11 protein-coding genes are annotated in these 8441 nt (G+C 66.4%); 3 read left to right on the top strand and 8 right to left on the bottom strand.

From position 1 onward, the window contains the following. Positions 1-681: hypothetical protein (locus AC1DRP_RS32440; protein WP_476770651.1), on the top strand; the 681-nt coding region annotated here is incomplete at its 5' end. A gap of 24 nt (positions 682-705) precedes the next feature. Then, positions 706-1227 carry a prepilin peptidase gene (locus tag AC1DRP_RS32435; protein ID WP_441488816.1) on the top strand — a complete coding sequence of 174 codons (522 nt, stop codon included), beginning with the start codon at positions 706-708 and terminating at the stop codon, positions 1225-1227. 56 nt (positions 1228-1283) lie between these two features. Here AC1DRP_RS32435 and AC1DRP_RS32430 read toward each other — a convergent pair whose 3' ends face one another. Genes AC1DRP_RS32430 through gspG form a run of 4 tightly spaced genes read right to left on the bottom strand, consistent with a single transcriptional unit; the run spans position 1284 to position 4135 of the window. Further along, positions 1284-1835 carry a hypothetical protein gene (locus AC1DRP_RS32430; protein WP_441504840.1) on the bottom strand — a complete coding sequence of 184 codons (552 nt, stop codon included), beginning with the start codon at positions 1833-1835 and terminating at the stop codon, positions 1284-1286. Beyond that, positions 1820-2380, bottom strand: a complete 561-nt coding sequence (gspM, locus tag AC1DRP_RS32425; protein ID WP_441504839.1) for a type II secretion system protein GspM — start codon at positions 2378-2380, stop codon at positions 1820-1822. Before gspM ends, AC1DRP_RS32430 begins: the two co-directional genes overlap by 16 nt. A gap of 1 nt (position 2381) precedes the next feature. Next, the gene (locus AC1DRP_RS32420) at positions 2382-3479 is read right to left on the bottom strand and encodes a PilN domain-containing protein (protein ID WP_441504838.1); all 1098 of its coding nucleotides are present in this window, start codon (positions 3477-3479) and stop codon (positions 2382-2384) included. Continuing rightward, positions 3476-4135 (bottom strand): type II secretion system major pseudopilin GspG, encoded by a 660-nt coding sequence (gene gspG, locus AC1DRP_RS32415; RefSeq protein WP_476770650.1) that lies wholly within the window; start codon positions 4133-4135, stop codon positions 3476-3478. Before gspG ends, AC1DRP_RS32420 begins: the two co-directional genes overlap by 4 nt. A 392-nt stretch (positions 4136-4527) precedes the next feature. Between gspG and AC1DRP_RS32410 the strand changes: the two genes are divergently transcribed. Beyond that, positions 4528-5085 (top strand): peptidylprolyl isomerase, encoded by a 558-nt coding sequence (locus AC1DRP_RS32410; RefSeq protein ID WP_441488811.1) that lies wholly within the window; start codon positions 4528-4530, stop codon positions 5083-5085. 110 nt (positions 5086-5195) lie between these two features. Here AC1DRP_RS32410 and AC1DRP_RS32405 read toward each other — a convergent pair whose 3' ends face one another. The 4 genes from AC1DRP_RS32405 to AC1DRP_RS32390 form a co-directional block, all read right to left on the bottom strand. Further along, positions 5196-6026: an ABC transporter substrate-binding protein gene (locus AC1DRP_RS32405; RefSeq protein WP_476770649.1), complete on the bottom strand. Its 831-nt coding sequence runs from the start codon at positions 6024-6026 to the stop codon at positions 5196-5198. 21 nt (positions 6027-6047) lie between these two features. Then, the gene (locus AC1DRP_RS32400; protein WP_441504836.1) at positions 6048-6827 is read right to left on the bottom strand and encodes an amino acid ABC transporter ATP-binding protein; all 780 of its coding nucleotides are present in this window, start codon (positions 6825-6827) and stop codon (positions 6048-6050) included. Then, entirely contained in the window at positions 6824-7717 is an 894-nt protein-coding gene (locus AC1DRP_RS32395; RefSeq protein WP_441504835.1) for an amino acid ABC transporter permease, read from the bottom strand. Before AC1DRP_RS32395 ends, AC1DRP_RS32400 begins: the two co-directional genes overlap by 4 nt. Next, positions 7714-8441 (bottom strand): lyase family protein (locus AC1DRP_RS32390; protein WP_476770648.1); only part of this gene is annotated, 728 nt, incomplete at its 5' end. The genes AC1DRP_RS32395 and AC1DRP_RS32390, both read right to left, overlap by 4 nt.

The following is an 8441-nucleotide window of genomic DNA, read 5'->3' as shown; positions in this document are numbered from 1 at the left end:
CTTCTCTCCGGCACCTCGCAGGGCAAGGCTCGCAGCGGCCGCTTCGGTTCTGACGGGACGCCTGTGGGCTGCAGCTTGGGCGACGGCTGGACATTGGCGATTTCCGTCGCGGACGAGGGCGGCAAGGTCGATTTCAACACCGCAAACATGGAACTGGTCGATGCGCTCATCCGCGGCGTGAATGCCAACGGCGAGGCGGCAGCCATGATCGTGCGGAACATCAGGGGGTTGCGCGAGCTCTCGCAAGACACTGGCAGCGCGGCATCAGGGAGTTCGTCCTCGGTGCGGGCGTTGAAGTCCGTGTTCGAGCTCAATCAGATCCCCGGTATGAGCCGCGATCTGTTCCGGGCGCTGCTTCCCTTGATGACGGTCAATTCCGGCAGCACCGGCTTCGRCCCCACCGTCGCACCGCTGCAATTGCTCGTGGCCCTGGCGCCGGGGGGCGCCGCCTTGTCGCGGGAGGTGGCGCGACGGGATCTGCCGGCCCTCTACATCTCCGAAACGGCAGGCAGGGCTTTCCTGATCGGGAGCGAAGCGCTGACCGGCTCCGGCGTGCGCTTTGCGCGCGACGCCATCGTCGAAATCTCGCAGGACCTGCCCACGGGCTATCGTATCCGCGAATGGCGTGAAGGGGCGGCGCGTTCGGATACCGACGCTGGCGGGCGGTTGCCGCCATGCTGAAACATCGTCCGTAAGGGCCTGCGCATGCCGGATCTCGCTCACCTCGCGGCACTCGCGGTTCTCGTCGGGCTGATCTGCTACGCGGCCGCGGTCGATCTCCGGCAGATGATCATTCCCGATCCGGTCAACCTGGCGATCTTCATATCCGGGATCGCGGCATCTTTCCTTCTCGGCGTCACCGGTCCAGCCTCGGCGTTCGCCGGGGCTGCGCTCGGGGGAGGTGGTCTCTGGCTCGTGCAACGGGCCTTTCGGGCCTATCGCGGCTATGACGGCCTCGGGCTCGGCGACGTCAAGTTCGCAGCCGCCGCAGGGACCTGGACCGGCATGGAAGGCCTCGCCATCGCGCTCGTCCTGGCTTCGCTCTCGGCCTTGCTCTACCTGCTGGCGCGCCGCCTCGTCGATTCCAGCTTCGACGCCCGGCAGCCAATGCCCTTCGGCCCGTTCCTGGGGGTGGGTGTCGTGTCTGTCACCGGCTTCGCAATCCTGACCGGGGCATCGGTGGCCGAGACCATCGATGCCTGGTTATGGCGGTTGCACGGCGGCTAAAGCATCGGCCCGAAAAGTGGATTGCGGTTTTCGGCAAGGTCGGTCCATCTGAGCGCTCAACGCGTCATCGTGGCCGGCTGGCCCTGCGCGCGGGCATGGAGCGGCAGCGTCACCTGCCGTGCTCCACGGGCCAGCGTCACCATCTCCGGATTGATCGATGCGACGACCCAGCCCTCATCGGTCGCTTCGCCCAGGGCGAACCATCGCCCGGCTTCGCGCAGCTGTCGGCGCAGCAGCGCCTTGCTCAAGCCCGAGGAGACGACGACGCCACCGATCAGATAGCTCGGTGGTGGCTCAAAGACCGGGCTCGCGACCGGCTCGGGCATGGGAGCCCTGGCGACGAAGCTTGCCGGTGGCCGCCTGCTGGAGGAGAACAGCGGCCTCGCATTCACCATGTCGGGCTGATAGCGCGGCGTTTCCGCCGGCGGAGCGAGGGCGTCGCTCGTGATTGATGCGGCCTTCGTCACCGCCGAAGCGGGCGGAGGCTCGATAGGGTCCGCCAGGCTTCGCCAGCCGAAATTCACGGCGACGGCCGCCATTGCGGCGAGTCCTGCGAAGCCTGCAGCCTTGGCGAGGCCAGCCCCGCCGATGCTCAGCCCTTTGACCATCGCGTCACCCCATAGATCTCGATCGTGACGCCCAGTTTGTTGTCGCTGGCCTCCGCCTCGCTCGGTGCTGTCAGTTTCGCGTTCCGGATGAAGAGAAACGAGGGACCGTCTTCGAGGCTCGACAGAACCTCGGCCACGCGCGGCGTCGCTGCGGTGAACTCGACCCTCGCTCCGATCATGCGATGTCCGGACCAGTTGCGCGGCGGCAAGGTCGTCACCGAATTGAAGCTCACGGCGTGCTGATCGGCGACCTCGCGGAGCCGGGTCAGCAGGTCGGCCGTCGAAAGGCTCTCGGTGTCACCCTGGAGAAAGCGCCGCCTGGCCCCGTCGACATCCTCCGGGCGCAGCGCGGATAGCGACTGCCTGCGCGCGACAGCCGAGCCAAGATGCTCGATCATGACGGCGTTCTGGGTGATCTGGGTTTCCTGGACCCTCAGGATCTGGAGCGCGGGGTCGATCACGAACAGGTAGATCCCCGCCAGGATCAATCCGTTCGCGGCGATGAAGGCGGAGAAACGGGTCCAGCTCTTGATCTGTCGCCACATTTCATTTGCCCTCCTCGGTTGGGAGACGGGCCTTGCGCAGGGTGGCGCGGAGCGAGAAGTTCTCCTTGCCTGTGGCCCGGTCGAAGACCAGTGGCCCGGAAAGGGCCGCATTGTGCAGGATCGGCGATTCCTCCAGCAGTTTGATCAGGGCCGGAGCCGCATCGGAATAGCCGGTCGCGCGCAGATTGGCGCCGGTGATCTCGAGTTCCGTCAGGAAGGTTGAATCGGGAAGGATGCGGGACATCTCGTCCCAGACCTGGACGATGCCAGGTATGCTCCGCTGCGCTGTCAGCCGCGAGACGTCGTCGGCGAGCCCAAAGACGGATCTGAGGCTTTCCGTCGACTGCTGGGCGGGTCCCGAGATCTCGGCAATCTCCGCTTCCATGCTCTTCAGGAGCTGGGCCTGCCGCCAGGCGAGGACGAGATACCCGGTTACTGCGCCGAGCACCGTGAGCAGCACGAGCGCGATGGCGATCCGCTTGAACCAGGGGGAGGGTGTGTGTGGCTTCTGCGCAAATGGGACGGATACCGGGGGCAGGCCTTCGAAGGCGGGCCCCTCCAGCGTCGCGATCTCGGAGGGAGCGGCGGCAAGGCGCGCCAGCATCTGATCGAGCACCGCGCGGGGAAGCAGAAGATAGCGCAGTTCGAGCTTCCCGGCGGCTGCTCCCCTCAGATCATAGCCGACAAAGATGTCCTCGGGCTTGAGCGGTGTTTTCCGCGCGATGTGCTCCCGAACGATGCCTTCGGCCCGCGTCTGGGCGCGCCGCGGGATGACGAGCGACTGGGCGATGGCCTGAGGAGCCGAGAGCACGAGCCGGATTCGGCTGCTGGGTGCGAAGGAGGCCGCCTGCTCCTTGCAGCGGTTGAGCACGCTGCGGCTGTACTGCGCCCAGTTCGCGCGCTCGGCAATCAGCTCCCGGCCATCCGGCGCAAAGAGCGTGATGGTGACATGCTCCTCGGCAGGGACGATGACGAGCCGCAGGAAGCGGTCGGGCGCGGCCCATCTGCGGAGCGTATCGGGAAGAGAGGCCCGTAGCTCCTTGGCCCAGAACTCCGCGAGGGAGGCGATCCCTGAGCTCAGCCGACGGGAGCCGGTCATCGGGTCACGTTCCCGCGTGTCGCGGAAAGCTGCCTTTGCGCCAGGCTGTCCTCGCCTCCGCCCGGCCGGTCATTGCCGGCAATGGTGATCGCGAAACCGCGCCCATCATTCTGCACGGCATAGCCATAGGGCCTGCCCCACGGGTCGCGCGGAACAGTCGAGCCCTTGAGATAGGGGCCGTTCCAGGTTCGCAGATTCGACGGTGCGGCGACCAGAGCCTGGAGACCCTCCTGTTCCAGCGGGTAGCGGCCGTTGTCGATGAAGAACAATTCCACCGCGTTCGAGAGCGTCGTCGCCTGGATACGCGCGGTCGAGACCTTGGCATCGGTGAGATAGCCCACGACACGCGGGCCGATCAGGCCGACGACCAGGCCGATGATGCTAAGGACGACGAGCACTTCGACGAGGGTGAAGCCGGCCTGGCTCCGTCCCTTGTGCTGATGGCGGGTTGCCGMGACCATGCCACGCGATGACTGGTGCGGCAGGCCTTGCGATGTCGGGGGCTTGAGGCGATGCGGTTCCCGCTGATCCTCGCGTCCCGCAAGCTGAACCGCCGCCGGCATGCTTGCCGATTGCGTTTCCGGTCGCCAGCCAGGCCGCAGCTTCGCTGCGCTGGCGAGCATGGTGGCACGCATGCTGTCTGTCATCTTGGTCATGCCATTCCCCGCAGTCGAAGCCAGGTCCGAGGACGTCTATGGCGGGGACGCCGCCACGACGATCAACCTGGCGCACGGGCCGGGGAAACGCCTCGATGCACCGGGACCAGGCCCGGCGGAGGCTGTTCGATGCTTGAGGAACAGGCGCCGTATCACGTCGAGCGCTCCCTTCCGTGGTCCTCCATTATATCCCTCCTCGCCAGCGGTTTGGAACGGACCTTGGTCTGACGAGCTCGCCTCGTGGCCACCCTAGAAACGTCGGATGAAGCGCCCGCCCAACCCGGCGGGACCAATGGTTCCGGCGGACAGGCCTCTGCGCGATACTGGCGCCCGGATTGAGTCGTCTGGCCGCGCCCACGCAGCTCGACGGGATTTCAGCAGGGCAGAGAGCCATGGCAGGTCAGATGTTCGATGACGCGCCCGTACAGGTCGAGGTCGAGACGCCGGAGGGGGCGTTCCTTCTCGCCATCGACGTGGCGCGCGCGCCCCTGACCACCCGGAATTTCCTCGCCTATGTCGATGGCGGGCTCCTCGACAATGCCTCGGTCTATCGGATCGTGACGCTGGCCAACCAGCCGCCAGCGACGGTACACAAGATCGAGGTCATCCAATGGGGCTGGCCGGCGCCCGCCGACGAGCGCGAGCCACCCTTTCCGCCCGTGCCGCATGAGCCGACGTCGGTGACCGGGCTGCGGCATCTCGACGGCACGCTCTCGCTGGCGCGGCTCGCGCCAGGCACCGGCGGCCATGGCTTCTTCATCTGCGTCGGCGACCAGCCGGAACTGGATGAAGGCGGCGGCCGCAACCCGGACAGGGCGGGCTTTGCGGCCTTCGGCAAGGTGATCGCAGGGCGCGACGCGATTCAGCGGATTTTCGCGCGGGCCGAGCCGGTCGAATATCTGGAGACGCCGATCCGGATCCTGCGCGCACGGCGCCGGATACAGTCCTGAACGCGGCATGCTGCCATCAAAGCAGATCGCCCCGCGAACTGGGTTCGCGGGGCGATCGTGGACTGTTGTCCGACCTGACCATGCAGGCCTCGGACATGGGCTGATGGGGCTTACTCGCCCTGGTTCATCACGATCGGCTTCAGCACATTGCTGGGCAGGCCGTATTTGGCGATCAGCGCGTCATAGGTGCCGTTCGCTTGGAGACGATCGAGCGCACCCTTGACCGCATCGCGCAGCTGCGTGCCTTCGGCGGTCTTCGGGAAGGGGATGCCGGTCAGCGAACGGGTGAAGGGCGTGCCGAGCGGGACATAAGTGTTGGGCTCGAGCTTCTGGTTGTGGCTCATGGTCTCGCTGCCCTGGACACCGCCCTGCAGGCGCTGCGTCTTGAGCTGCGTGCGCGCATCGACCGAACCSTCGGTGCCGACGACGTTGATCGCGGGCTTGCCCTTGGCGACGCAATTGGCCTCGCTCCACTCGCCGATCTGGCGGGGCCAGTTAGTCGAGCGGCTGGCGCCGACGCTCTTGCCACAGAGGTCCTCAGGCGTCTTGATCGAGCCGGCAAGCGCGGTGACGGTGTAGAACTGGGCGCCCGAGACCATGTAGTCGATGAAGTCGGCAGTCTCGCGACGGGCCGGCAGGTCGCTCATGCCGGCCATGACCATGTCGACGCGGCCGGTATGCAGCGACGGCAGCATCTGGGCGAAGGCGGTCTCCTGCCACTCGGCCTTGACGCCAAGTTCCTTGGCGATGGCCTCGCCGAGCTCGTAGTCGAAGCCGGTCATCGTGTTGGTGGCCGGGTCCTTGTAGACGATCGGCGCATAGTTCGGCTGGGTCGCGATGATGATCTTGCCGGCGGTCTTGATGCGCTCCGGCAGGGCCTGGGCCTGGGCGGACAGCGCGGTGGCGGCGAGCAGCGTCGCTGCCAGGGTGAAACGAAGCATCGGGTTCTCCTTTTTGACCGATTATTTCAGAACGGCGGCGATGAAGTCGCGCGTGCGGGCCTGTTGCGGCGCCACCAGAACGGCATTGGGCGGGCCGCGCTCGACGATCTCGCCCTTGTCCATGAAGACGACATCGGTTGCGACCTCGCGGGCGAAGCCGAGCTCATGCGTGACGACGATCATCGTCATGCCGCTGGCCGCGAGATCGCGCATCACGGCGAGCACTTCGCCGACGAGCTCGGGGTCGAGCGCCGAGGTCGGCTCGTCGAACAGCATCAGCTTCGGCTTCATCGCCAGCGCCCGGGCGATCGCGATGCGCTGCTGCTGGCCGCCGGAGAGCTCGATCGGGTAGGCGTTGCGCTTTTCGGAGAGGCCGACGCGGGCGAGCAGCTTCTCGGCTTCGGCGATCGCTTCCTGGCGTGGGCGCCTCAGCACCGTGACCGGGCCCTCGATGATGTTCTCGAGCACCGTCATGTGGTTGAACAGGTTGAAGCGCTGGAAGACCATGCCGGTCGAGAGGCGCTGGCGCGCGATCTCGGCGTCGCTCAGTTCATGCAGCTCATCGCCCTTGATGCGAAAGCCGATCAACTGGCCATCGACCCAGATCGCGCCCTGGTCGATTTTCTCGAGCTGGTTGATGCAGCGCAGCAGGGTGCTCTTGCCGGAGCCCGACGGCCCGATGATGCATTGCACCGTGCCAGGCGCAATGGTCAGCGAGACATTGTTCAGCGCGCGCAGGTCGCCGAAGCGCTTGGTGACGTTGGCGGCGGCGACGATCGCATTTGCAGGGGAGGCGTTCATGCTCCGGCCTCCTCGACGATCTGCGGCTTGGCACGGCGGTCGCCGCGCCCCTTGGAGAAGTAGCGCTCCAGGAAGAACTGGCCGATCTGCAGCAGCGTGACGACGATCAGGTACCAGCCGGCGGCGACGATCAGGAGCTCGATGACGCGGGCATTGGCATAGTAGATCGTCTGCGCATTGCGCAGGATCTCGGAGAACTGGATCACGCTGGCGATCGAGGTCAGTTTGACCATGCTGATCACCTCGTTGCCGACCGGCGGGATGATGACGCGCATCGCCTGCGGCAGCACGATCCGCCTCAGCGTCGTCAGTCGTGTCATGCCGATCGACTTGGCGGCCTCGGTTTGCCCGACATCGACGGAGAGAATGCCGCCACGCACCACTTCGGCGGTGTAGGCGCCCTGGTTCATGCCGAGCCCGAGCAGCGTCGCCATGAAGGGGCCAATGATGTCGATGGTGCGCCACTCGACCAGGCCGGGGATGCCGATCGTCGGGAAGACCAGCGCGAGGTTGAACCAGAGCAGGAGCTGCAGCAGCAGCGGCGTGCCGCGGAAGAACCAGATGTAGAACAGCGCGACGCCGCGCAGCACCGGGTTCGGCGACATGTACATGATGGCGAAGATGACGCCGAGCGCGATGCCGAGCGCCATGGCGCAGACCGTCATGATGATGGTGTTGACGAGCCCGCTCAGGATTGCGGGCGCGGTGAAGAACTGCCCGACGACCTTCCAGTCGATCTGGCCTTCGGCGAAAGCCTTCATCACCCAGGCCAACACCAGAATGATGAGCGCGGCAGCGACCCAGCGCCCGTAATAGCGGCGCGGCACGAGCTTCAGCCCGGCGATCCCGGCAAGGTCTCGCCCTATTCCAATTCCGACTGCGCTGGTCATCGCTGCGCTCCGCGGGTCCAAACGTCAAAATCCGCGAGCCAGATGCGGAACCGGCTAATCTGCTCGGCGACGCGCGCTGGCGCGGTGCCGCCAAAACCGCTGCGGGCGGCCACCGCGGCATCAAGGGTGAGACAGGCCCTTACATCCTCACCGAGGCGCGGATCAATGGCGCGGAGCTCGATCGGCTCGAGTTGTTCGAGCTCGCGCCCCATTTCCTCGCAGTAGCGGACCAACGTCCCGGTGATCTCGTGAGCTTCGGCAAAGGGCACGCCCTTGCGCGCGAGATAGTCGGCGACCTCCGTCGCCAGCGCGAAGCCGGTGCCGGCCTGCGCCCGCATCACCTGCGGATGCGCTTCCATGCTGGCGATCAGTCCGGCGAAGGCCGGCAGCACTTCGCCCAGCACGTCGACGGCATCGAACGCGGCGCGCTTGTCCTCCGCGAGGTCGCGATTATAGGCGAGCGGCAGGCCCTTGAGCGCGCCGAGCATGGTGACGAGGTCGCCGGTCAGCCGCGCCGCCCGGCCGCGCGAAATCTCGGCGATATCCGGGTTCTTCTTCTGCGGCATGATCGACGAGCCCGTGGCGAAGGCGTCGTCGAGCGTGACCCAGCCGAACTGGCGCGAGGTCCAGAGCGTGACCTCTTCGGCCAGTCGCGAGAGATTGGTCGCGAGCATGGCGGCGACGAACAGGAATTCCGCGACATGGTCGCGCGCACCGACGGCAT

The organism is Allobosea sp. 01N443 (assembly GCF_056399325.1).
Note: the sequence above shows the minus strand (reverse complement) of the source record. Positions and strands in the feature narration are given on the sequence as shown.